Origin of the sequence: Maribacter sp. Asnod1-A12, assembly GCF_045063735.1 — a bacterium.
GTDB lineage: Bacteria > Bacteroidota > Bacteroidia > Flavobacteriales > Flavobacteriaceae > Maribacter.
This window is the reverse complement of record NZ_JBEFNZ010000006.1, coordinates 1907042-1933706: the sequence shown is the minus strand read 5'-3', so window position 1 is coordinate 1933706 and position 26665 is coordinate 1907042. Positions and strand designations below refer to the sequence as shown.

Below are 26665 nucleotides of genomic sequence, written 5' to 3'. Positions count from 1 at the left end.
TCTTAAGATTTTAATTCAAAAATAAAGGATTCTAAAGGATTTAGGTTGATTGCGACATGACCTTCTCCATTTTCTATTCGTAATGAGCTGGTATGACCATAAAGTGCATCATTTAAAGGATAACTACCTTCTTTTAATTGCCATGTATTCATTAAATCGACCGGTAGTTTTAAATCGAAAGAAAAGTGGTCGTTGACATCAAAATTTGAAACAACTATCAGTTTTTGACTGCCTGACCAGCGAACATAAGATAGTACCCGATGGTTATAATTTTCAGTAATTTCTTTATTGTAAAAATGAATCTCTCTGTAATAACCCATTAAGGCTTCACTACTTATGGTGAAATTCAATAATCGCTTGTAAAAATCTCTTAACGAAGCTTCTTCAGGTGTAGATTGACCTCCATCATATTTCTTATTATTCACCCATCTTTGATGATGGGGAACACCTATATAATCGAAAATAGATGTTCTTGACGGACTACCAAAACCGGCATGTTCTGCGGCTGGCTCACCTACTTCTTGCCCAAAATAAATCATCGTTGGCGATGTACTTATCGTTGCCGAAACTACCATTGCGGGTCTGCCGATTTCAGCATTACCGACAAACTCTGGACTGGCGATACGCTGCTCATCATGATTCTCTAAGAAGTGAAGCATATTATGCTCTATATCTTGCAGACCATTTTGAACAACCGGTAAATGATCAGACCAGCCATAACCTTTCATGATATGTTTTAGACCGTCATAGAAATCGACCTTATCATATAAATAATCCATTTTACCTTTGTGAATATAGGTTCTATATAAATCTGGATTATAGACCTCAGCCATAATAAAAGCATCAGGGTTTTCCATTTTAATAGATGAATTCATATAGCTCCAAAACTCTACTGGCACCATTTCTGCCATATCATATCTAAAACCATCAACACCCATAGCTAACCAATACAGAGCAACATCTCTAAACTTTCTCCAAGAACTAGGTACTACTCTCTTTTTCCAATAGTTATAATGCTCTTCATAATTTTTTTCTCCAAAATCATTTGGCAACATATCAAAATCTAACCTACCATCTGGTCTTACACCGTAATTTATGCGAACAGTTTCATACCAATCGTTCATATCTGGTTGTGGACTTCTAGAACCGTTACCTGTCCATTTCGCAGGAATCTCTTCTAATTTAGCATATGAAAAATCTGGAACATCACCACCTAACGGAACATAACCATCTCGCCATTGTGGAGTTATAAATTCCGTTCCGGGGATGTAATAAAAATTGTTATCCTTTTGATATTCAACAGATGTGTCATCTCCAAATCCGAAATCAGAAACACCTTTAGGGTTCGTCTTCCCCTCATACTTTCTCGCAACATGATTTGGTACAATATCAATAATCACCTTCATGCCCGCCTTATGTGTACGATCAATAAGCGATTTGAACTCCTTTAACCTTTTTGAAGGATCTTTTGCTAAATCTGGGTTAACATTGTAATAATCTTTAACCGCATAAGGCGATCCCGCCCTACCTTTAACTACGTCTGAATCATCATTTGAAATACCAATTTCAGTATAATCATTAATTACAGCATGATGAGGTATACCTGTATACCAGATATGGGTAACACCCAACTCTTTAATTTCCGTTAGTGCTTTTTTATTAAAGTCTGCAAATTTACCAACTCCGTTTTCTTCAATAGTACCCCAAGGTTTGTTATTGGTATTTGTGTTTCCAAAAAGTCTGGTAAATACATGATAAATTACAATCTTACTATTCATGGGGCAATTCAATTTTAAACTTTAAAGCACTAAAATAAAGAATAGATTATACTGTAGTCAACTCGCCTGGTAATAAAGCTACCTTCTTACCATTAACACGAATGGTCACTTCTTCATTTCCTGTCAAAAGAAAAGTAGTGTTCTTAGCAGTAACGTTTACTTTAATTATTCTATTTCTAAAATTGACTTTAAAAGAATATGCAGTCCATTGATTTGGAATTTGAGGCTTAAAAGACAACTTATCGTTTATAATTCGCATGCCTCCGAAACCTTCAACAATACTCATCCAAGTACCTGCCATAGACGTTATATGCAAGCCTTCTTCCACTTCTTTATTATAGTCATCTAAATCTAACCTAGATGTTCTTAAATAAAAATTATAAGCTTGCTCCATTCTACCTAATTTCGCTGCCTGTATACTATGCACACATGGCGACAATGAAGATTCATGAACTGTAAAAGGCTCATAAAAATCAAAGTGTTTTTCTAAATCTTCTAACGAAAAATCTTCTTCAAAAAAATAAAAACCCTGTAAAACATCCGCTTGTTTTATGTAAGGAGACCTAAGAATTCTATCCCAACTCCATTTCTGGTTAATTGGTCTTTCGGTTTTTGGTAAATCATTCACTCTAACCAAATCTTTATCTAAAAAGCCATCTTGTTGTAAAAATACACCATGTTCCTTTGAAAATGGCAGGTACATTTTAGTGGCTACTTTCTTCCATTTTTCGCATTCCCTATCCGTAAGTTGAGTTTTACCAATTATTCTATGATAATCATCTGGATAGCCACTTTTAACTTTATCTAATTGCGTAAGCGTATAATTGATACACCATTTTGCTAAATAGTTGGTATACCAGTTATTATTAACATTGTTCTCATACTCATTAGGCCCTGTAACCCCTAGCATAACAAACTTGTTTTTTACTTTAGATAAGTTTACGCGCTGATGCCAAAATCTAGAAATACCGATTAACACCTCTAAACCCATTTCTGGTATGTAGCTATAATCCCCGGTATATCTAAAGTAATTATGAATAGCAAAGGCAATAGCTCCATTTCTATGAATTTCTTCAAAAGTAATTTCCCATTCATTATGGCACTCTTCACCGTTAATAGTTACCATTGGGTATAAAGCCGCTCCATTAGAAAAACCCAACTTTTTGGCATTTTCTATAGCTTTCTCAAGGTGGTTGTAACGATACTTCAATAACTTTCTCGCAACCTTATCATCTTTAGTGGCCATATAAAACGGAATACAATATGCCTCTGTATCCCAATAGGTACTTCCACCATATTTTTCGCCGGTAAACCCTTTTGGACCAATATTCAGTCTAGAATCTGTACCTAAATATGTTTGGTTTAACTGAAAAATATTAAAACGAATTCCTTGCTGCGCCTTTACATCCCCTTCGATAACAATATCGCTCATTTCCCAAATAGCAGCCCAAGCATCTTTTTGTTTTTGTAATAGTTGATCAAAACCTAAGGCACTTACTTTATCTAAACTGTTATTGGCTGCTTGTTTAAGTTCTTCGTTCGGGCGATTTCTTTTAACCGTGTATCCACCAAATTTCGTTAAAGTAATAGTTGAATCGGCTTTAACAAGTTGTTCAAACTTTAATGAAATAAAAGAATCTGTTTTTTCGACCGAAATCCCAGAAACTTGTTCACCATTATACTCTAATTCAGCCTGCATAAATGTACAGGTCTCAAATTCGGTTTTCATGGTATGTGCCTCTATAAAAGCGCGATTTTCGGATGCGGTTACTTTGGTCGTATTCCAAAATTTATCGTCCCAATTACTATCCTCATTGGTAATACCACTATCTAAAAAAGGCTCAAATATTAGTTTAGCATCGGTGTTTAGTACTTTAATAGTGTATGAAATGGCACCAACTTCATCAATATCTAAACTCAAGAAACGTTTTACTACAACATCAATTTCTACATTATTAGAAGACACTGCTTGAAAGCTACGAGTGTAAACGCCCTCTTGCATATTTAATTCTCGTCTAAAATTTGACACTTTTTTACTAGTTGCCAAATCGAACTCTACATCATTAATATAAATTTTTATTCCAATCCAATCGGGAGCGTTCAGTACTTTTGCAAAATATTCTGGATACCCATTTTTCCACCAACCCACACGAGTTTTATCAGGATAATAAATACCCGCAATATAACTACCTTGAAAAGTCTCGCCCGAATAGGTTTCTTCAAAATTGGCACGCTGCCCCATCGCACCATTACCGATACTAAATATACTTTCTGAAGATTTTACATTTTCTTTATCGAAACCTTCTTCTATGATGCACCAATTATCTGGTTTTATATAATCCTGATTCATAAAAATTATTGTTGAATTAAAATGTGAAAAAACAAAATTAAAATAGAAATACCTTAATTTATTTTCGATGCTATTTGTTAATTAACGATTCCAAAAAATCATCGTTCATCTCGGTAAAGTCGTTAAAATTATAATCTGCTTCATTTAGTATTTCAGCATCCCCTATAGCTATACTTAACATTTTTGCTTTATTAGCAGCTTGAATACCCGCAACGGCATCTTCAAAAACTACACAAGAATTTGGGGCAACACCCAAATTATTCGCAGCAATTAAAAAAACCTCTGGATCTGGTTTAGCTTTAGTGACACTATTACCATCTACGATACTATCAAAATATAACAATAAATCAACCTTCTCTAAAATTGGTCTTGCATTTTTGCTGGCAGACCCCAATGCTATCGGAATATTCTTATTTTTCAAATATTTTAAAACCCGTACTACATCTGGTAGAATTTCACTTGAATTCATTTTTTCAATATAAGCAAGATAGTCCACATTTTTCTCTACCATCCACTTATCAAATTGATTTTGTGTAGCCGTAAAATTACCGATATCTAAAAGAATCTCTAAACATTTTTTTCTACTGACTCCTTTAAATAGCTCATTTTGCTCTTTAGTAAATTCAAAACCTAATTCGTTAGCTAGTTTTCGCCACGCCAAATAGTGATACTTAGCCGTATCAACAATGACACCATCCAAGTCAAATATAAAACCTACTTTTTCCATTATCACAAAATATTAATTGATTGTAGAACCTCTTTTAATTAATGTTGCTTTTATCACCTCTGTTCTAAAAGGTTCTTCAACAACTTCTGTAGACTCTATTCTAGTAATAAGCATTTTAGCCGCTAATTTTCCCATATTTTCACCATGCTGCGCCACCGTACTTAATTTAGGTGAGGAAAACCTTGACAAGATACCATCTGTAAAACCTATTACAGATATATCATTAGGTACATTAAATCCTAAATTTTGAATAACGCTCATACTCTCTATAGCAAATATTTCATTTACGCAAAGTACAGCGTCAATCTCATTTTTTTTAAAAAAATCAGTCATTGACTTTGTATTATCCAACCCTTGAGGTATCGTAAGAATTAAATTTTGATCAACTTCGATATTATTTTTTTTCAAAGCATTAATATACCCTCTTTTTCTAGACTCACTAACATTGAAATAATTTTCCGTGGTTATCAATGCAATTTTATTACAACCCACATTAATAAAATGACGTACAGCTTCCGTTGCGATTTCGGCATCGTTCAAAATTACTTTGTCACATTGCACTTCATGAGTAACACGATCAAAGAGCACTATAGGTATACCTTGGTCTAGTAATTCTTTCAAATGGGTAAAATCATTCTTTTTTTGAGTTTCCGCACTTAATGATAGTATAAAACCATCTATACTACCGTTTGCTAACATTTCCATATTAATCACCTCTTTATCAAAAGACTCATCAGAAATACAAATAATTACATTATACCCCATTTGATTGGCATACATTTCTATACCTCTAAAAACAGTAGTAAAAAAATGGTGTACAATATCAGGAATAACAACACCTATATTCTTTGTTTTTTTATTTTTAAGACTAAGGGCTATGTTATTCGGACGGTAATTATAGAATTTTGCAAAAGCTTTAATTCTTTCTTTTGTCTCCTTACTAATTTCTTTGCTATTCTTTAAAGCTTTTGAAACAGTAGAAATAGAAACATCCAACTCTCGTGCAATATCTTTTAGTGTGATTTTTGGCTTCAACAAAAAAGGTTTTAAAACTTTAAGATAAGAACTTAAATTTTCACAAAAGTTAAAGTTATCTAACAACTATGTTTTGGTAAATATATATCAAAAAGAAGCATTCTCACGCCGAAATATCTATCACATATTCTTATATTATTGAATATTTAATTATGAATATAATAAAATCGCCCTTATTCAATCATTATACTCGCAAAAATTAAAAGTTATCAACACGAAACCGTTTTCGTAAATTTTTAACTTTCGGGATACTCTTGTCGGTACACCTTTTTGCATATTTTTAACAATTGAAATCAAATTAACTCAACTTAAATTAACAATTTATGAAGATTACATTCCTAAAAAGTCTGTTAATTCTCGGTGCATTTTTGTGCTTCGGATTTATACAGGCCCAAGAAGTATCTGGAACTGTTTCAGATGCTAGCGGACCTTTACCAGGAGCAAGTGTTCTTGTAAAAGGTACAACGAACGGTACGCAAACCGATTTTGACGGCAATTACACATTGGTCGCCGAAGATGGCGCTGTACTTATTGTAAGTTACATCGGCTATAAAACTCAAGAAGTAGCTCTCAATGGCAGAACTACAGTAAACTTCACTTTAGATGAAGATGCCGAAGCATTGGAAGAAGTTGTAATTATCGGTTACGGTACCACAACTGTAAAAGATGCGACCGGCTCAGTAACCGCAGTAACTGCTGAAGATTTTAACGGTGGAAACATTGCTTCACCAGAACAGTTAATACAAGGTAAGACTGCCGGTGTTAACATTCAAGAAACTAGTGGTGAACCAGGTGCAGGTATCCAAATCAACATTAGAGGTTCTAACTCTGTACGTGCAAATAACAATCCTTTATTTGTGGTCGATGGTGTTCCATTAGGTGCAGGCGATACATCGCCACAAGGTGAAACAGGTTTCGGACAAAGTTCAGTGAAAAATCCATTAAACTTTATCAATCCAAATGATATTGAAAGTATGAGTATTCTAAAAGATGCTTCTGCAACTGCAATATATGGTTCTCGTGGAGCTAACGGTGTTGTAATTATAACAACAAAGAGTGGAAAAGGAAGCAGCAAGGGAGTTTTCGATTTCTCTAGCTCATTAAGTATTGCTACTGCAGCAAATACTTTTGATTTGTTAGATGGTCCTGAATTTTTGGCAGGCGTAGCTTCTGTAGGCGGTAATGCCGATGCAGTAAATTTTGGTTCTAATACGGATTGGCAACAAGTTGTATTGAGATCAACGGCTTCTCAAAATCAAAACCTTTCTTATTCTAAGAATTATGGAAGTGGTAATGTAAGAGCAACTTTTGGTTATGGAAAACAATTTGGTATTGTGGAAAATTCTGACTTGGAAAGAATAACAGGTAGGATAAATCTAAACCAAAGATTTCTAGATGATAAATTGGTTTTAGGATTACAAATGTCTGTTGCCAGAATCAATGACTCACAAGCACCTATTAGTGCTCAAGCAGGTGCTTCAGGTGATGTACTAGGTGGCGCATATGCCGCTAACCCGACATGGCCTTCAAGTTCTACTTTTAACGCTGGCGGATTAAACGTTAATCCTCAAAATGCATTAGACAATACTCAGAACATTACCAATACCAACAGATATTTATTGAACGGTTCTATTCAATATAACTTTACTCCTGAAATTTCGGCTAAGTTAAATGCCGGTTTAGATAAAGCTGAAGCATCTAATACATCAGTTGTTTCTAAAGACATAAATAATATTGCCGGTGTCACCGATATAGGAAGAGGAAATTATGGAGTTTTAGAAAGAAACAATAAAACTTTTGAAGCTACAGTTAACTATAACAAACAGTTTGAAAACTCAAGCCTTGAGGCATTAGTTGGTTTTGGTTATCAAGACTTTCAAACCTTCGGTTTCAATGCTGCAGGTAGAGGTTATTCAACAGGTGACCTTAACGAAATGGGCGCTGATTTAAGAAGCGCTGTTACAGATTTACAGAATGCAGTATCAGGTCCTTACCAACAAGCTTATTATGCTCCAAATACAAACGGAGTTCTAATAAATAGATTGCTACCTACAGTAGTTCCACAAGAAGAATTAGGAAGAGCATTGAATAGTGCGGTAACTTCTGTTTATACCGATTCTTTCGACAATACTGATGAGTTACAATCTTTTTTCGCAAGAATTAACTATACTTTAAATGACAAATATTTATTTACTGGTACAATGAGAGCTGATGGCTCTTCTAGATTCGGACCTGAAAATCAATACGGTTATTTCCCTTCTGGAGCATTTGCTTGGAAAATGAACGAAGAAGAATTTGTTGGGGAGAAAGTATCAACACTAAAACTTCGTTTAAGTGCAGGTCTTACTGGTAATCAAGATGGATTGGGATATGGAAATTTTGTTGCGAGACAACGATTCTCTGGTTTAGAAATTCAACAAAATCTTGAAATCAACGCTAATGGTACAGAAATAGTTGCAACGGATAGACCTGAACTAAAATGGGAATCTTCATTCAACTTAAATGCCGGTATTGATTTTGGTTTTAACAACGATCGTTTCAGCGGTAGTTTTGATCTTTATAGAACAAAAACAACAGATATTCTTTTACAAACACCATCAGGAGTACCTGCTGTTGATCCTTACCAGTTTCAAAATGTAGATGCAAGCATCATAAATCAAGGTATTGAACTTGCTTTGGCTTATGATTTCGTACAAACCGATGACGCTACTTTCTCTGCAGATTTCAATATTTCTTATAACAATAATGAAGTTTTAGATTATGCAGGTAATATTGATACCGGTGCAGTTAATGGACCTGGATTAACAGGTGCATTTGCTCAACGTTTTGCTTCCGGACAATCTTTATATTCTTATTACCTACCTATTTTCGAAGGCTTTGACGGTGATGGAAACCCAACGTATCAAGACGTAGATGGTAATGGGGTTGGTGATCCCTTTGCTGATAAAACTTTTGTTGGCGAAGATGCTTTACCAGATATCACTTCTGGTTTAAGTTTAAATTTAAGAGTTAAAGATTTTGACGCATCAGTATTCTTTCAGGGTCAATTTGGATTCTCTGTATACAACAACACAGAAAATGCTTACTTCACTGCAGGTGCGCTTTCTAATTCTCGAAATGTGACTCAAAATGTATTGGGTAACGGAGAAAACCCAGGAGCCTCTGCTGATGCTTCAACTCGATTTTTAGAAAAGGGTGATTTCGTTAGATTTCAAAATGCAAGCATTGGGTACAATGTACCATTATCTGGAGAAGGTTCTTTAAATTCTTTGCGTTTTTCACTTACTGGACAAAACCTTTTCTTGATTACAGGATACAGTGGTTTAGATCCTGAAGTAACTGCCAATACCGGTGATTTAGATTCTGGTGTTCCTTCTAGAGGTATCGACTACGGTTCTTACCCAAGACCAAGAACAATCACTTTTGGTATTAACGCATCATTTTAATTAAAAAAATTGTATATCATGAAAAATAATTTTAAAATCTTAACGCTTTCTATTCTATCGTTGGTGGGGATTACGTCCTGTACCGACCTAGAAATAGAAGAAACAGATTCTATAATCTCTGACGGGTTTCAAGGCTTAGCCGACCCGTCATCTACCGTTACAAACCTTTACGGTACGCTTGCCGGTCAATATGCCACACAGGAAAATTACTTTGCACTTCAAGAAGTAACAACCGATGAGCATTTAATTCCTACACGTGGAGGTGACTGGGGTGATAATGGTCTATGGAGAGTAATGCATACCCATGATTGGGATGGTCAACATACTTTCATCGTTAATCTTTTTCAAGATTGGAGCGGAAACCAATTGCAAGCATCACAAGTTTTAGATTCAAGAAGTAACCCATCTGCCACAAACATTGGAGACGCCAGTTTTATCAGAGCTTATAGTATGTGGGTTATATTAGACAACTATGGTCAAGTTCCTTACAGAGATACTTCATTACCATCCTCATCTATTCCCGAAGTATTAACAGGACAAGTGGCTGTTGATTTCATTCTTAACGATATTGAAACCTCTATCGCAAATGCACCTACAACTGCTGCTGCTAGCGGAGATGCAAATTTAAGAATAAGTAAGGCTGCAGCAAGATATCTAAAAGCTAAAGTTCTTTTAAACAAGCATATTTATATAGACAGCACGCCTGATGCTGCTGATATGGCAGAAGTTGTTTCTTTAGTTGATGCAATTTCAGCAGACGGCTATGCATTACAAGATGGATACTTTAACCTATTCTTACCAGATGCAGATACTGAAACTATCTGGGCATTAGAAGCTAACACCATTAACAAAGTGGTAATGGGTCTTCATTATAATAGCACCAGTATTCAAGGTGGTGGCTGGAACGGATTTAGTACACTAGCTGAATTTTATGACCTATTTGAAGGCGACTCAGAGTCTAATGAACTAGATGCTTCTCAAAACCCGGTAGACGGTCAAGAAGAACGAAGAGGTGGTGTACCAACAATCGGTACTACTTTTACCAATCAACAATATGCTGCCGAAAATGGCGGTTACGTAGATGGATCGAACGTAGGGTATGGTTTTCTAATTAACCAACAATATGATTTAGACGGGACACCGTTAGAAGATAGACAAGGTGCCCCATTAACTTTTAAAAGAGATTTTGAGGATGGAGACGGAAATGTAAATTTCATCAACAATGATGAAACAACAGGTATTCGCGTTCAAAAATACGCTGCGAGAAATGGTGATGCTTCAATTAGCCATCAAATTGTATTTAGATATGCAGACGCTCACTTAATGAAAGCTGAAGCCATGTTCAGAAGTGGTAGTGACCCAACAGCACTAATAAATGAACTGAGAACAATACGTAACACTCAAGAATTATTAGGGACCGTATCAGAACAAGATATATTAGATGAAAGAGGTAGAGAATTATACCAAGAAGCTTGGAGACGTAATGACCTTATTCGTTTTGGTCAATTCGGCAGAGACTGGTTGTTCAAAGCAGAAGGTACTATTAATAATGATGATTATAATGTGTTCCCTATCCCACCAGCACAATTACTTGCAAATCCTAATTTGGTTCAAAACCCAGGATATTAAACATTTTATCATATACTAAAAAAGGCCTCCAAATAAATTGGAGGCCTTTTTCTATTAAGCCATTTATATTTCATTTTTCTAAGAATTATTTATTCTATTTAATTATAACAATATATAAACAGAAAGCATTCGCAGTATAAAAAACATGCCAACTTACATTACTCAAGAAAAGAATCTAAACAAAAAGGCGTTAATAAATATACATTATCAAAAGAGAGGACACATGTATTACATAAAGCAAAGAACATCTAAAAAATATGCCACATCAATTTAAGTGAACTGGCATTTAACCATTAAATACATATTTTACTTAGCGAAATACACATATATTCCAATTACAATACAACAAATAGCTATACCAGCTTGATTTACATATTTGTATGGCGTAATAGAAACTTGATCAGTATATTCTAAAACAAAAGGTTCTTTTCTTGGCTTTATAGCCCCTATAATCAGCATAATTACAATATTGGTTACGAAAAGTATTGCCATAATATGTAAGAAATGAGGATATGCTTCTGCCTCTATTAATTTCAACTGAATTGGATCAGTTATACCTTTAGCACTTGCATCTGCCAAAGCATCATCTACAAACTTATTCTTTAACCAGAACTGACTAATTATATACAAGGCAGATCCAGAAATTATACCCACTTTGGCTGCGATTGCAGGTACTCTTTTAGTTAAATACCCCACTACTATTATTGTAAAAATAGGAATACTATATATTCCATTAATCTCTTGTAAGTAATTAAACAGACTACCAGCGTCTGCTATTAAAGGTGCAATAAACATTGCTGCTAAAGCCAAACAGATTCCAAATATCTTTCCATACTTTACTACGGTAGTCTCTGGTGCGTCTGGGTTTATATGTTGCTTATAGATATCTATTCCAAAAAGGGTAACCGAACTATTTAAAACACTATTAAATGAACTTAAAATAGCACCGAACAAAACAGCCGCAAAAAAACCAACCAATGGTTTTGGCAATACCGCTCTTACCAATTCAGGATATGCCAGATCACTTGATGCCAATCCACCATCAAAATAATGATAAGCAATCATACCGGGCAACACCAAAATTAACGGACCTAGTATTTTTAAAAACGAAGCTAATAACAATCCTTTCTGACCTTCCGCTAAGTTTTTTGCACCTAAAGCTCTTTGAATAATTTGTTGATTTGTTCCCCAATAGAACAACTGTACTAACATCATACCTGTAAAAATGGTAAGAAAAGGAACCTCTTGACCAGCGTTACCAGTAGAATCAAATCGCTCTGGATTTGCATTTACCAATATATCCAAGCCACCAAAAACACTACCATCGCCAATAGCCATTAAACCAAATACCGGTATCAACAACCCACCAATCAATAATCCGACTGCATTAATAGAATCTGAAACAGCAACAGCTTTTAAACCCCCAAAAACTGCATAAACAGATCCTATAAGACCAATTCCCCAAATACAAATTACTAAAGCCGAACTGTCTGAAACACCTAAAAGTGTAGGCACATCGAACATACCACTGATTGCTACCGAGCCAGAATACAAAATAACCGGAAGTAACACTACCACATACCCTGTAAGAAATAGACCCGATGTTATAGTTTTTGTAGTTACATCAAAGCGTTTTGCCAAAAATTGCGGCACAGTTGTCAACCCTCCTTTAAGATACCTAGGCAGTAAAAAAATGGCTGCAACAACAATTGCAATGGCCGCCAAGGTCTCCCATGCCATAACCGACAAACCGTCTGTGTAAGCACTTCCATTTAAACCTACTATTTGCTCGGTAGATAAATTGGTTAAAAGCAATGAGCCAGCTATTACTCCGGCTGTTAAACTTCGACCTCCTAAAAAATATCCATCAGAAGTTTGTTCATTGGTACTTCGTGTTGCTAAATATGAAATTACCGCCACTAAAATAGTAAAGCCTAAAAAAGATAAAATGCCTATCATTTATTGAGTTGTTTGTTTGTTAGTCAAGGCTAAATATATTGGATTATTTCCATTACTTCTAAAAACAGACCGCAAAATCTCATTATTCATATTATTCAATAGCCACTATAACGATTTCTTTAAATTTTAACGTGGACTTTTACTAAATAAGCCTAACGAATAGTAGGTATTTGGCTATATTGCAAATTCATTTTGAACGAACTATTATACAGGTTACTAACTCAACTTTAATAGCTTATAAATACTCAAAGTGCTATTTCAAACATACTCAAGAATGAACTCTAATTTACTTAAGTTAAGTTGTGGAGTTTTATTTTTTTTACTCTTATGTTCTTGCGGTTCTAAAGAAGGTGCAGATATAGAAGAAGAAAAAATAGAACCAACATTATTTACTTTATTACAGCCAGAAGAAACAGGTATTTCATTTGTAAATAAAGTTGAAAACTCAAAAGAATTCAACATATTTAAATATCGCAACTTTTACAACGGAGGCGGTGTTGCAATTGGCGATATTAATAATGACGGATTATCCGATGTTTTTCTAACCGGAAACATGGAGCCGAACAAATTATTCCTTAATAAAGGTGAAATGAAATTTGAAGACATTTCAGAAACCGCTGGTATTAAAGGAAGTAAACCATGGTCTACAGGAGTCGTTATGGCAGACATAAATAATGATGGGTGGTTAGATATTTATGTTAGTAATGCCGGTAACATGGAAGGCAATAATCATGATAACGATCTTTACATTAACAATGGCGATGGTACTTTTGATGAAAAAGCCCACGAATATAATTTAGCCGAAACAGGCTTTTCTACTCATGCTTCTTTTTTTGATTTTGACAAGGATGGCGATTTAGATGCCTACATTCTTAACAATAGCAATATTCCTGTAAGTAGCCTTGGTTATGCAGAACAACGCGAAGTAAGAGCTCAAGACTGGGAAGGTGTACCTAAAATTTTTAGAGGCGTTGGCGATATGCTTCTTAGAAATGACAATGGTAAATTCGTTGATGTAAGTGAAAAAGCAGGTATTTACGGTAGCCTTATTGGCTTTGGTCTTGGGGTTATGGTAGTAGACATCAATAATGACCTATACCCAGACATCTATGTTTCTAACGATTTTTACGAAAGAGATTATTTATACATTAACAACCAAGACGGTACTTTTAGAGAAGAAGTACAAAAGTGGACAAACCATTTGAGTTTATCTGCTATGGGGGTTGATATGGCCGACATCAATAATGACGGACTAACAGATATCTTCATAACAGACATGTTGCCCGAACCGGATCAACGTGTAAAATCTGTTATGGAATTTGAAGGGTATAATATCTTTAAACTTAAGCAAAGTAAAGATTTTCATCAGCAGTATATTCAAAATACATTACAGTTAAACAATGGAAACGGCTCTTTTTCTGAGATTGCATATTACAGTGGTGTTGAAGCTACAGATTGGAGTTGGTCTGGACTTTTATTCGATATGGACAATGACGGATTAAAAGATATTTATATTACAAACGGAATTAACCATGACCTTACCGATTTAGATTTCGTCGATTTTTTTGCCAATGAAATCATTCAAAAAATGGCTTTGACCGGCAGAAAAGAGTCTATTGATTCTATCATCAATAAAATGCCTGTAACACCATTACCTAATTATGCATATCGAAACAATGGAGATATAACCTTTAGCAACTACAATAAACAATGGGGTTTTGAAATCCCCAGTCGATCTAACGGTTCTGCCTATGGAGATTTAGATAATGATGGCGATTTAGATTTAATCGTCAACAATGTAAATATGGAGACATTCGTATATCGAAATAACTCTGAATCTCAATTAGAAAACAACTATATAAAATTAAAATTCAAGGGTAGCGATGGTAATAAATTTGGAATAGGAACAGTTGCTCGTTTATATTACCCAGATAATGTTATCGACCAGACCTTAATGCCATCTAGAGGTTTTCAGTCATCAGTAGAATACCCGATGACTATAGGTCTTGGAACTACTGAAACTTTAGATTCTATTCGTATTATATGGCCTGACGATACTACTTCTAAGTTAATTAATGTAAAGGCCAACCAGACCATTACATTTAATCAAGAAGAAGCTACCGAAATATTTAAAATTAAAGAAACTGAAACTCCTACCCTTTTAAAATCAATCGATAATAATACATTCCTGACCCATAAAGAAAATAACTATATGGATTTTGACAACGAAGGGTTGATTTCTAAATCATTGACAGAAGAAGGTCCTGGTTTAGCGGTCGGAGATGTTAATGGTGATGGTAATGATGATATTTTCATAGGTGGCGCAAAAAATCAAACCGGTGCATTATATCTTCATAATGGCAATGGCTCACTTTCTAAAGCTATTGTAAAATATTTTGAAACCGAAGCACTACTAGAGGATACCACTGCTTCCTTTTTTGATTCGGATAATGATGGTGATTTAGATCTAATGGTCGGTACAGGAGGAAACGAATTAGGCATGCAGGGTACATATGGCATTCGACTTTATTTAAACGATGGCAAAGGCAATTTTTCTTTAAGTACAGACAAACTACCGAATATCAATAAAAATGTAGCGATTGTCGCTCCTTCAGATTTTGATAATGATGGTGATATGGATGTTTTTGTAGGATCAAGAAGTGTTGTAGGCACCTACGGCGTAAACCCTGATCACCTATTCCTCTTAAATAATGGCGATGGCACTTTTACAGATACTACAGAACGTTCTGCATACGACCTTAAAGATGCCGGTATGATTACCGATGCCAAATGGCTAGATATGGATGGAGATGGTAAAGATGACCTAGTAACCGTTTCTGATTGGGGCAGTCCAAAAATTTATAAAAACTCTGGTAGAAGGCTTAGCGATACCAAAAGCTCTCTTGACAGCCTTAATGGATGGTGGGGTGCTGTAGAAGGTTATGATTTAGATAACGACGGAGATCAAGATTTAATTTTAGGTAATACGGGCAGTAATATTCATTACAAACCTTCACCTGGGCAACCTATGAAAATGTGGGTAAACGATTTTGATAATGATGGTACTATTGAACAAATTACCACGCAAAACTATGATGGCGGTGATTATCCTCTTCATCAAAAAAAGGAATTAACTACTCAAATTTTAGCGCTTAAGAAAAAGAACATCAAAGCTTCAGAGTATGCTTCAAAAACTATTCAAGAGCTATTCCCACAAGACGTTATCGATAATACCATATTAAAAGAAGCAAGTATTGCTGAAACCGTAATTGCAATTAATGATGGCAATGGTAATTTCACTATCAAAATTCTACCTCCTCAAGTTCAATTCTCATGTATATGTGGCATTCAATGTTTAGATGTAAACAAGGACGGGAATCTTGATCTTGTAATGGCAGGCAATAATTTTGAATTCAAACCCCAATATTCTAGACTAGATGCTAACTATGGTAACGTTTTGCTTGGTGACGGAAAATTGAATTTTGAATGGCAAAACTATGCTGACAGTGGTTTCTTTATAAGAAATGAAGTAAAACAACTACAGGTTGTAAAGGATAAAGCAGGAAATGAATTTATCATAGCAGCCATCAACAATGACACACCAAAATTGTATCGATTAAATGAAGAATAGTATACTATACATATGTGCATTGGTATTTGCCATTGGTTGTAAACAAAATTCAGGAGAGTTATTTGTAAAACATTCTGCTGAGGATACGGGTATAACTTTTGAAAATACGCTAACCGAAACAAAAGACCTGAGTATTTTAGACTATCTCTACTTTTATAATGGTGGAGGTGTTGCCATTGGCGATATGAATAATGATAGCCTGCCAGATATCTATTTTTCAGGTAATCAAGTAAAAAACAAGTTGTACTTGAACAAGGGGAACTTACAGTTTGAAGACATTACCGAAACAGCAGGTGTCGCTGGTAGTAGCTCTTGGAATACAGGTACAATCATGGGCGATGTTAATGGTGACGGACTTCTAGATATTTACGTCTGTGCTGTTGTTGGGCTAAACGGATTTAATGGATATAACGAGCTTTTTATAAACCAAGGAGATGCTACTTTCAAAGAAAGTGCCGCGGAATATGGATTGGATTTTGAGTCATATAGTTCTTCTGCCGCTTTTTTAGATTATGACCTAGACGGAGATTTAGATATGTACCTTCTCAATCATGCCATACACACCCAAGACTCTTATGGCAACTCCCAAATTAGACACAAACGTATCTATGAAACCGGCGACAAATTACTACGAAATGATGACGGCAAATTTGTAGATGTAAGTGAAAATGCCGGTATTTATGGTGGTGTAAATGGCTACGGTCTAGGTATTGCCGTTTCTGATTTTAATCAAGACGGATATCCTGATCTTTATATTGGCAATGACTTTCATGAAGATGATTACTATTACTTAAATAATGGTGACGGTACTTTTACGGAAAGTCTCAAAGACGCATTTGGACACACTACCCGTTTTTCTATGGGTAGTGATGTAGCAGACATTAACCATGATGGCTTACCAGACCTTATTTCTTTAGATATGTTAGCTAAAGATGAAACCGTTTTAAAGTCTTCTGAAGGTGATGATGATGTTCAAATTCAAAAACTAAAAACCGAGACTTTTGGTTATCACAATCAGTATACTAGAAACATGCTTTCTATAAACCAACCAAATGGTAAGTTTCTAGAAACAGCTTTACAAAGTGGTGTAGCTGCTACAGATTGGAGCTGGAGCGCTCTATTTGGGGATTTCAACCAAGATGGAGAACAGGATCTATATATAAGTAACGGGATTCCTAAACGTCCAAACGACCTTGATTACATTAATTATATTTCTAACGAAAATATTCGGTCAAAAATCAATAACACCAACCTTGTAGATCAAAAAGCATTGAAAATGATGCCTTCAGGTTTTATTGGTAACATGATTTTTAAAGGAGCTGAAGACCTTAAATTTATAGATGAATCTAAATCATGGATTGCTCAAGACACCATTATTTCTGGAGCAACAGCTTATAGCGATTTAGATAATGATGGCGATTTAGATTTAATAACCAATAATCTATATAGCAAAGCAGAAATTCAAGAAAATACTACCAACAGTAAGCGTAATTGGCTAAAAATTAAACTGAACTACACCGAAAAAAATAAATTCGGAATTGGCACCAAAGTATTCTCGTACGCCAACGGAATTAAACAGTTTAAAGAAATGTACACTGTCCGCGGATTTCAAGCTTCTTCTGAACCCTTAATTCATTTTGGCTATGGAGACCTTGAAAACATAGATTCTTTAAAAATTGTTTGGCCAGACAGAAGCTCTCAACTGGTTAAAAATATCGCCGTTAATCAAACACTATATATTAACCCTGAAAACACTCAACCTTTTAATTATAGTTCACCAAAAAATAAGGAGAATTTACTGTTCCAAAAAACTTCAGACAATCTAGGTATCGACTATGTACATATTGAAGATGCTTACAGTGACTATTTACGTCAAAAACTAATTCCTTATCAAATGTCAGATAGAGGTCCTGCTGTTAGTATTGGCGATTTAGACGGTGATGGAAAAGAAGATATATTCTTTGGTGGGTCAAAATATATTGCGTCGCAAATCTACGTTCAAGGTGATTCTACTTTTTACTTAAAAAATTATCCGGAAATTAAAAATGATAGTATCAAGGAAGATATCGCTTCTATAATTGGCGATTTTAATTCCGATGGTAAAAATGATCTTATGATAGGTACTGGTGGTGCAGATTTTTTTAATGAAATGAAGCCGCTAACAGATTCTTATTACGTTTCAAATGATTCCAGTTTTACAAAAAAAGAATTTCCTGAGTTATTCGAGAATGCATCCGTTCTTTTAAAATTAGACTATGACCATGATGATGATTTAGATATCATTGTTTGCAATCAATCTATTAGTGCAGATTATGGAAACAAACCTAACAGCTATCTTTTAAATAATGAAAAAGGCAATTTTAAAGTGGCATTCAATCCGTTTGAGGATTTAGGAATGATTACTGACGCCATCGTTACAGATTTCAATGAAGATGGATGGGAAGATATTCTATTTATTGGCGAATGGATGTCACCAAGATTCTTTCAAAACAATGAAGGGAAATTTGAAGAAATTCATCCGTTAGAAAATGAAAAATTAAATGGTTTATGGCAAACCGTAATCAATTTTGATATTGACAATGATGGTGATCAAGATTATCTTTTAGGCAATTGGGGTTTAAATACTAAATTCTCCACATCAGAAGAGCATCCTATGAAAATGTTTTATGGTGACCTTGATAAAAACGGGGCTACAGAAACTATTGTCAGCACTTATAAAGATGGCAACGATTATCCAGTAGATGGCTTAAAAGAACTATCGAGCCAATTGGTTTCTCTTCGTAAAAAATTCAACACCTACAGTTCTTTTGCAGGAAAATCGATGAAAGAAATTCTTAGTGAGGATATGTTACCTAATGCAGAAATTCAAGAAGTACATACACTAAGTTCAGGCTATCTACAAAACAACAATGGCAAGTTCACCTTTGTGCCATTTAGTTATCAATTACAGTTGGCACCCATTATGGTATTTTTAGAATATGACTTTAATGGTGATAACAAAACAGAAGTTCTAGCTGCCGGAAATTATTTTGGTGTAAAACCATATCATGGTCGTTTTGATTCTTTTCCAGGAGCATTGATTAGTACTGGCAACAATGTTACCTTAGCGAATGAAATAGGACTCGATTTAACGGGAAAATCGATTCGAAGCATGAACATTATAAACTCAAACAACAACACATACCTTTTGCTCACATTTAATGACGAGGCAGCAGAGGTGTATAGCATTCTCAAACCATAGTACAATGAAAAGGTATTTAATCATCTTAATCGCAGGGCTTTTATTAGCGAACTGCACCGAAAAAAAGCAAGAACCTATAGTAATATCTCCTGATCAACTGCACAATTCAATTGACAAAATCATAGATATTATGATCCATGATATTTTCTCTCCACCGGTAGCAAGTAGAATATTTGCATATCCGAATATTGCTGCCTATGAAATTGTTGCTCAAGTAAACCCTGACTATCAATCATTATCTGGTCAAATAAAAGATTTAAAACCTATACCTGCCATCGACACCGTATCAGGTATTAATCCTCGATTATCTGCCTTAATTGCGCATATGAATATTAGCAGACAATTAATATTCTCTGAAGATAAGTTTGATGTTTTACAGGATAGTCTTTTCACTCAATGGAAGTCAATGAACGAACCTGAGTTCGAAGCTTCTAAAGCATACGGATTAAAAGTTGCAGACCATATTAAAGAATGGATGGGAAAAGACAATTATAGTCAAACCCGTACCATGCCAAAATTTACGGTAAATACAGATGACCCTACCAGATGGCAACCAACACCACCAGCTTACATGGACGGTATTGAGCCTCACTGGAATAAAATACGCCCATTTATTATAGACTCAGCCTCTCAGTTCAAACCAATTCCACCTCCGGCCTTTTCACTAGAAAAAGACTCCGAATTTTACAAAGAACTAAAAGAAGTATATGATATCAGTAATGAAATTACAGCTGATGGAGATGAATCTGAAGAAGTAGCTATAGCCAAATTCTGGGACTGCAACCCGTATGTTTCGGTAACTAGGGGACACCTAATGTTTGCTACGAAAAAGATTACCCCAGGCGCACATTGGATCGGAATTACTAAAATTGCGAGTAAAAAAACAAATAGCAATTTTGATGATACCGTTTTTGCTTATACGAAAACCTCAATGGCAATCGCCGATGGCTTCATTAGTTGTTGGGATGAAAAATATCGTAGCAATTTAATTAGACCAGAAACGCTAATCAACCAGCATATAGATGAAAACTGGAAGCCTATTTTACAAACGCCACCATTTCCCGAATATACAAGCGGACACAGTGTTGTTTCGGGTGCCGCAGCAACAGCATTGACTAGTATTTTTGGTGAGGAATTTAGTTTTGAAGACGACACAGAAACTCCTTACGGTCTACCCATAAGAAAATTTAATTCTTTCAATGAAGCTGCAGATGAAGCAGCCATAAGTAGAATGTATGGTGGTATTCACTATAGAGCCGCTGTTGAAGTTGGCGTGGGTCAAGGTAGAAAAATTGGCGGGCTATTAAATTCTAAAATAAAGATGAAGAATAACTAACAAACATGAGAAAAGGCATTACCATAACGATAGCGATTATTGCCATTGCATTACTCTGGTATTTTTTCATAAAACCACAAGACTATCAAATAAGGGTTGTAGCCAAGGCAAATATCGGTACAATCAACCAAGCTTTAAAAGCATGGAACAATACTCTGCCCGAAGCCTCTATTCGTCAAATTAAAGACCTTGCACATTTAGAGCAAATGGTTGCATCAGGAGACTCTACACATATTTATACCTGGTACGCTAAACCTATTAACGATTCAACATCGCAATTGGTTATAGATGTAAAAGATATACAACATAGCTTTGCAAACAAACTAGCCGTTCCTTTTTCCGACACTAATTTTGAAAAACAAACTCGAAAAACGGTTACCGATTTTATAGAAAACTTAAATGCACACAAAAAAGAATTCAAGGTTACTTTTATAGGTGAAGAACAACTACCTTCTACATACTGCGCCTGTGTTGAGCATAAAACCCTTCAAAGTAATAAAGCCTTTGGTATGATGAAAAGCTACCCTTTCATAAATTCTGTTGTTGCAAGTAATAAAATTCAAGTAAATGGCGTACCTTTTATTGAAACTACAAAGTGGAATATTGAAAATGACAGTCTTAGTTTCAACTTCTGTTATCCTATCATAAAAACCGACTCCCTACCAGCTATTAAAGACCTTATTTACAAAGAATTTATAGGTGTAAAATCTTTAAAAGCAATTTATAATGGTAATTATATGACCTCAGACAGGGCTTGGTATACATTATTAGATTATGCAAAAGAAAAGAATATTACAGTGAATCCTAAGCCGATTGAATTCTTTTTTAATAACCCGAATATGGGCGGAGACGCTTTGCGCTGGAAAGCAGAAGTATTCATGCCATTAACTGACCAAGATGAGTAAAATAATATTAACCACATTCCTTTTAATTTCTATTCTTACTTCATGTTCAAATTACGGACAACTAAAAGTAATTGCAGATTTGCCAAGTAGTTTATCTGAAAATTCTGGATTGGCAACTTATAATGACTCTACAATATGGGCTATTGAAGATTCCGGCAACAAGGATGAAATCTACCAGGTAAATTTTAAAGGTAAAATCCTTAAAAGTTTAGAGGTCAAAAATGGCAAAAACCATGACTGGGAAGACCTTACAATAGATACCGCTGGCAATCTTTACATTGCTGATATTGGCAACAATGCCAATGAACGAAAGAATTTAGAAATCCTGAAACTGCCAAACCCAACTATTGAACCCGGAGATAAAATAGACGCAGAAAAAATTGAACTTTACTACCCCGACCAAAAAGAATTTCCACCAAAGAAAGATGCTTATTTTTATGATTCCGAAGCCATATTTCACCATGGAAATAAAATCTTCATCGTAACCAAAAACAGATCAAAATCGTTTACTGGAGAAGCTCATATTTATTCTGTACCCGATACCAAAGGAGCATATAAAGCAACACTTGTTGGTTCGTTTACACCTTGTTCAGATTGGAAAATTTGCCAGATAACCTCTATAGATATCTCGCCTAAAGGTGATAAAATCATAGCGCTCAGTTATGGGAAACTTTTTGTATTTACAGATTTTACTTGGGATGATTTCACCAAGGGCAACATGCAAGAAATTGATTTAGGAGCACGTTCCCAATTAGAATCGGTTTGTTTCCTTAATGACGGCACCTTACTTATCTCTGATGAAAAAGCACACGGAGAAGGTGGCAACCTTTACACCTATTCTTTAAATTAAATCACTTTTTAAAATCCAAAACCTAGTCCAAAGGTAAATCTTGGTCCGTCTTCACTAGCGAAGATGGCAGTATTTATAGAAATGATATCAGAGGCATTTAAAAAGAACCCTCCGCCATACGAAGTGTGCCAACGACCAGAACTCATTTCTGGCATCCAAACTCTACCATAATCAAATCCTCCAAAAAGACCCATTGCCGTTGGCAATAATCTGGTACGTTTCTTTTTTAAACTAAATCTTATATCGGTATTTTGATAGTAAGATGTTTTACCAGTAAAACGTTGATTCCTAAATCCTCGCAGGCCGTCTAGACCACCAATACTTGCTGCTTGATAAAATTCGTATTCATTACCAATATTAAAATGCGCCTTCCATTTGGTAGCCAGCACCAATCTACCATTGGGTATTAATTTATAATCAAAACCTAGGCTAGGTATTATATACCCAAAACTACCACCTTCTTTTGAAAGGTTCTCTTTGAAACCTGCCTCTAATGATGATGACATTCCCAAAGTCGGGAACGCTTCATTATCTTTATTTTCATAAGAATAGGTAGCATGTGCCCCCACAAAGTCACTATTGGTCTCCTCACCATTTTGCTGATAAAAGGTGTTTATAAATCTGTCATTGGTTTCTTCAACACTTATATTTTCATATGATAGACCTAATTTTACTTTCGCTCCCAATTGACCTCTCCATACCAATGATGGCGAAAAATCTATTTGCCTAAGTTTTACCCTGTTGTAATCTAGCCCCAAATCATCATCAAAATTCTCTGTATTATTTCCAAATCCAAAGAAATTGATAGCAAAATTCGGACTCGTAAATCTTGCTTTTAGCTCCACATTCCAATTCTCGAATACATGTGCAAATTCACCTTGATATTTAAAATCAAATCCGCTTGTAGCGAAATAATAAGATGCTGCGAAGGTGTGTTGCTGTGTAAAAGGATTTTGCCTAAAACCATTATAGGTGTAGGTATTTACAAATCCTATCCTAACACCATCATCTGGGTTATAACCAATGGTGGGTATAATTTGATTAAAGCTATTTCTTAATTTAAGTGGTTGATAGGTATTAAGCGCGTAATCATCTGACAATTTAACTTTCGCACCACCTGTTTGCTCAAACGTGTTATTCTTGCTCTTAAAGTCATATAAAGCCACATTCTTACCTTCTTCAACCCTATATATATCATTATTATGACCACCGATAATTCTAACTTTTACACCAGAGTAATTATACGGATTTTTAACCTCGAAAATATCATCGTCATCTAAACCAAATACCCATAGTTCTTTCGTATCTTCTTTTGTGAATACCTTGTAGTAAAACAAACGCTTTTTCTTATCTCCAATGTTTCTAAATACTTTTACTTCAGTTTCTTCATCATTTAATCTATTAATCTCAAACCAATCATCTTTATCGGTACCTGCAACTACAGCATATTTATTCAATATCTGATAATACTCATTAGCAGTTTCTTGAATGTGACTTAAACGTGCAAGTAGAATTTCTTTGATTTCATCCACTGTTTTATCGCGCACTTCTACAGGAAAAGATTTAAATGCCTCATCAATATCACTAGGTTTTAAGTTTTCCTGTAAATATTTAGCCTGCGCTATCCACTGACTTTTCTCTGTTTCACCCAATAATGTCAAATCCAAAACATAGGTCATTGGAGATGAATTAAAGCCCTTTACACTTCTAATATCTTCATTAAAACCTTCCATAAGCCTTAAACCTGGTATAATACGGGTAGCTATTTTCATTAACGCCCCATCTCCCATTTTTGAGAATACCTGATCACGATCCCTAGGTATTGGTCTATATATAATTTTACCTTTCTCCTCGTTTTTAAATTCTGCCCATCTCCATTGATCAACATGTCGATCCCAATCACCTAGAACCATATCAAAAAGTCGTGCTCTCAAATAAAGGTCTTTATCTACTTCGTACTTTTCATCATCACGAAGGTCTTCAAGCATACCGTCGGTACTCGTTAAATTGTCTGAATATCCAAAGCTTGCTAAATCTCCATGACCATCACCGGTATGCTCTTCAATCATATATAATTCATCACCAAAAGTCTCATTAAATTCCTTTAAAGCGGGTTGTTTAGGCACATAGTATAAAACAGGATTGGTGTGATAAATACCAACTGCATCAGATAGACCTGCTGTGGTAAATGGACCATAAGGATGTGATCCCGTATAAAAGTCCTGTAATATTTCTTGAGTATAGGTTTCTTTTAAATCATCAAGCACATATTGATTTTGAAAAGCCATGGACTGCAAATATAATTCCGCACTTTTTCTTAAGGCTCGCATTACATATTCTCTACCATCTTTGGCACGTAAACGCAATGATTTAGATTGGTGTCCGCCACCTTTTTTAATAGGCTCTAAGCCTCCCATTAATGAGTCCAAATTTACAGTTGGCACTTTTACCTCTGTACCATAATATTTACGGTAACGGTCTCCCCAGATTCCTTTATAAAAACCACTTTTGTCAATTTCATCTTTCGTATAAACAGATGCGCTCACACTATCTGGAAATTGACCGGTAAATTCCCCAACATATTCTTTCTTAGTTGGTGGCAGAACTTCATTGGTAAACAAAAACTCTTCGTTATCATTATCGTCCACACCATAAAACCGAACTCTAGAAGAACCATCTTTATAGACTTCTAAAGTGGCATACCCCATTTTACCTGTATTAAACTGAGAACCGTTCAATAATTTTGTGAAGCCTTTTTTTGCACCAGACCCACTTACAATCTGCGGAGTGTTATTTTCAACAATATATTGCAATGTATGTTCATGACCAGATGCAAAAATTACACGATCAGAATATTGTGCCAAGGTTGTTACCCTATTCATTAACTCTCTATAACGCTTATTATTCCCATCTTCTATAGATGCACCCGAAGTACTTCTTAACACATTTACAAAAGTTCCTAAAACTGGTAAAGGCACAGCCATTTTTTTAGGATAAAATTGTTTTCTCATAGAGTAATGACCTCCATGCTCGCCATAGCTATTCGTTGGGTGGTGCATAGCAATTACGGTTGTACGACCCCTATAGTCTTTAATTGTATCTTCAAGTTCCAAGAAAAACTTTTCCCTACTTTTTATATCGCACTTATCATTAATATCCGGTCGCTTGTCCCAATTGGTTAGATACCATTCTGAGTCAATTGTTATAATAGCGATATCGTCACCAATTTCAACTACATCTATTGGACAACCGTTCTCTGGTAAAAAAGGATTTTTTTCCTTTTCTTTTAAAACCTTTTTAATATAATCTTCTTCTCGCTCAAGCCCTACCAAACCTTCGGTATACCAATCATGATTACCTGGTATAAAAAGTGGTCTTCCTTTAAAATCATTCAGTGTATTTAATTGTGCATCTAAATGATTCTTGGCCGTTCTATATGCTACAGTTGAGTCTTTGGGGTCAGGTAAACCAGCTGGATAAATATTATCACCTAAGAATATAGCGGTACTATTCTTATCAGCTTTATCTAGTCTTTCTTTAAAAAGTTTCAACGCTGAATTCATTTCTCCCATAGGAGATAATCCTGCATCTCCAATTAAATAGAATGTATGAGAAATTTCTTTTGTATCATTTACATCTATAGCATATTTTTCATCTACATATTTGGTATTATATGTAGCACAGCTAGTTATAAATATAAAAAGTGATAGATATGCATATATTTTTTTCATAGTAACGTTGCCCTCTTTAAATTTTTGTAATTTGGATAATTCTAACC

The 26665-nt window shown here is 35.1% G+C and carries 13 protein-coding genes; 7 read left to right on the top strand and 6 right to left on the bottom strand.

Going from position 1 to position 26665, the window contains the following annotated elements; translation table 11 throughout:
- Positions 1-2: 2 nt before the first annotated feature.
- The 4 genes from ACJJVP_RS08215 to ACJJVP_RS08200 all read right to left on the bottom strand — a co-directional run bounded on the left by ACJJVP_RS08215 (position 3) and on the right by ACJJVP_RS08200 (position 5890).
- Positions 3-1778 carry an alpha-amylase family glycosyl hydrolase gene (locus ACJJVP_RS08215; RefSeq protein WP_405412582.1) on the bottom strand — a complete coding sequence of 592 codons (1776 nt, stop codon included), beginning with the start codon at positions 1776-1778 and terminating at the stop codon, positions 3-5.
- A gap of 46 nt (positions 1779-1824) precedes the next feature.
- Complete coding sequence (locus tag ACJJVP_RS08210) at positions 1825-4128, bottom strand: glycoside hydrolase family 65 protein (RefSeq protein ID WP_405412580.1); 2304 nt, start codon at positions 4126-4128, stop codon at positions 1825-1827.
- Positions 4129-4198: 70 nt separating this feature from the next.
- Positions 4199-4855: a beta-phosphoglucomutase gene (gene pgmB, locus ACJJVP_RS08205; protein WP_405412578.1), complete on the bottom strand. Its 657-nt coding sequence runs from the start codon at positions 4853-4855 to the stop codon at positions 4199-4201.
- A gap of 12 nt (positions 4856-4867) precedes the next feature.
- The gene (locus ACJJVP_RS08200) at positions 4868-5890 is read right to left on the bottom strand and encodes a LacI family DNA-binding transcriptional regulator (protein ID WP_405412576.1); all 1023 of its coding nucleotides are present in this window, start codon (positions 5888-5890) and stop codon (positions 4868-4870) included.
- Positions 5891-6213: 323 nt separating this feature from the next.
- Here ACJJVP_RS08200 and ACJJVP_RS08195 point away from each other — a divergent pair, with 323 nt between their 5' ends.
- Together ACJJVP_RS08195 and ACJJVP_RS08190 are read left to right on the top strand one after the other, a co-directional pair.
- Positions 6214-9336, top strand: coding sequence for a SusC/RagA family TonB-linked outer membrane protein (locus tag ACJJVP_RS08195; protein ID WP_405412573.1), 3123 nt, complete (start codon positions 6214-6216; stop codon positions 9334-9336).
- A gap of 18 nt (positions 9337-9354) precedes the next feature.
- Positions 9355-10965, top strand: a complete 1611-nt coding sequence (locus ACJJVP_RS08190; RefSeq protein ID WP_405412571.1) for a RagB/SusD family nutrient uptake outer membrane protein — start codon at positions 9355-9357, stop codon at positions 10963-10965.
- Between the two features lie 306 nt (positions 10966-11271).
- Here the strand turns inward: ACJJVP_RS08190 and ACJJVP_RS08185 are convergent, their stop codons facing one another.
- Positions 11272-12924 carry a solute:sodium symporter family transporter gene (locus tag ACJJVP_RS08185; RefSeq protein WP_405412569.1) on the bottom strand — a complete coding sequence of 551 codons (1653 nt, stop codon included), beginning with the start codon at positions 12922-12924 and terminating at the stop codon, positions 11272-11274.
- 274 nt (positions 12925-13198) lie between these two features.
- Here ACJJVP_RS08185 and ACJJVP_RS08180 point away from each other — a divergent pair, with 274 nt between their 5' ends.
- From ACJJVP_RS08180 to ACJJVP_RS08160, 5 genes are read left to right on the top strand one after another with little or no spacing between them, the layout of a single operon-like run.
- Complete coding sequence (locus ACJJVP_RS08180) at positions 13199-16555, top strand: VCBS repeat-containing protein (protein WP_405412567.1); 3357 nt, start codon at positions 13199-13201, stop codon at positions 16553-16555.
- Positions 16545-19796, top strand: a complete 3252-nt coding sequence (locus ACJJVP_RS08175; protein ID WP_405412565.1) for a VCBS repeat-containing protein — start codon at positions 16545-16547, stop codon at positions 19794-19796. Before ACJJVP_RS08180 ends, ACJJVP_RS08175 begins: the two co-directional genes overlap by 11 nt.
- 4 nt (positions 19797-19800) lie before the next feature.
- Positions 19801-21132: a vanadium-dependent haloperoxidase gene (locus ACJJVP_RS08170; RefSeq protein ID WP_405412562.1), complete on the top strand. Its 1332-nt coding sequence runs from the start codon at positions 19801-19803 to the stop codon at positions 21130-21132.
- Between the two features lie 5 nt (positions 21133-21137).
- Positions 21138-22037 (top strand): AraC family transcriptional regulator, encoded by a 900-nt coding sequence (locus tag ACJJVP_RS08165; protein ID WP_405412559.1) that lies wholly within the window; start codon positions 21138-21140, stop codon positions 22035-22037.
- Positions 22030-22887: a hypothetical protein gene (locus tag ACJJVP_RS08160; RefSeq protein ID WP_405412557.1), complete on the top strand. Its 858-nt coding sequence runs from the start codon at positions 22030-22032 to the stop codon at positions 22885-22887. The genes ACJJVP_RS08165 and ACJJVP_RS08160 overlap by 8 nt, the downstream gene beginning before the upstream one ends.
- Positions 22888-22895: 8 nt before the next feature.
- Here ACJJVP_RS08160 and ACJJVP_RS08155 read toward each other — a convergent pair whose 3' ends face one another.
- Positions 22896-26618, bottom strand: coding sequence for a metallophosphoesterase (locus ACJJVP_RS08155; protein ID WP_405412554.1), 3723 nt, complete (start codon positions 26616-26618; stop codon positions 22896-22898).
- Positions 26619-26665 lie beyond the last annotated feature (47 nt).

Bases quoted from the DNA above. Each gene is read 5' to 3' on its own strand.
- ACJJVP_RS08215 (WP_405412582.1), bottom strand. From the start codon at position 1,778: ATGAATAGTAAGATTGTAATTTATCATGTATTTACCAGACTTTTTGGA.
- ACJJVP_RS08210 (WP_405412580.1), bottom strand. From the start codon at position 4,128: ATGAATCAGGATTATATAAAACCAGATAATTGGTGCATCATAGAAGAA.
- pgmB (WP_405412578.1), bottom strand. From the start codon at position 4,855: ATGGAAAAAGTAGGTTTTATATTTGACTTGGATGGTGTCATTGTTGAT.
- ACJJVP_RS08195 (WP_405412573.1), top strand. From the start codon at position 6,214: ATGAAGATTACATTCCTAAAAAGTCTGTTAATTCTCGGTGCATTTTTG.
- ACJJVP_RS08190 (WP_405412571.1), top strand. From the start codon at position 9,355: ATGAAAAATAATTTTAAAATCTTAACGCTTTCTATTCTATCGTTGGTG.
- ACJJVP_RS08185 (WP_405412569.1), bottom strand. From the start codon at position 12,924: ATGATAGGCATTTTATCTTTTTTAGGCTTTACTATTTTAGTGGCGGTA.
- ACJJVP_RS08180 (WP_405412567.1), top strand. From the start codon at position 13,199: ATGAACTCTAATTTACTTAAGTTAAGTTGTGGAGTTTTATTTTTTTTA.
- ACJJVP_RS08175 (WP_405412565.1), top strand. From the start codon at position 16,545: ATGAAGAATAGTATACTATACATATGTGCATTGGTATTTGCCATTGGT.
- ACJJVP_RS08170 (WP_405412562.1), top strand. From the start codon at position 19,801: ATGAAAAGGTATTTAATCATCTTAATCGCAGGGCTTTTATTAGCGAAC.
- ACJJVP_RS08165 (WP_405412559.1), top strand. From the start codon at position 21,138: ATGAGAAAAGGCATTACCATAACGATAGCGATTATTGCCATTGCATTA.
- ACJJVP_RS08160 (WP_405412557.1), top strand. From the start codon at position 22,030: ATGAGTAAAATAATATTAACCACATTCCTTTTAATTTCTATTCTTACT.
- ACJJVP_RS08155 (WP_405412554.1), bottom strand. From the start codon at position 26,618: ATGAAAAAAATATATGCATATCTATCACTTTTTATATTTATAACTAGC.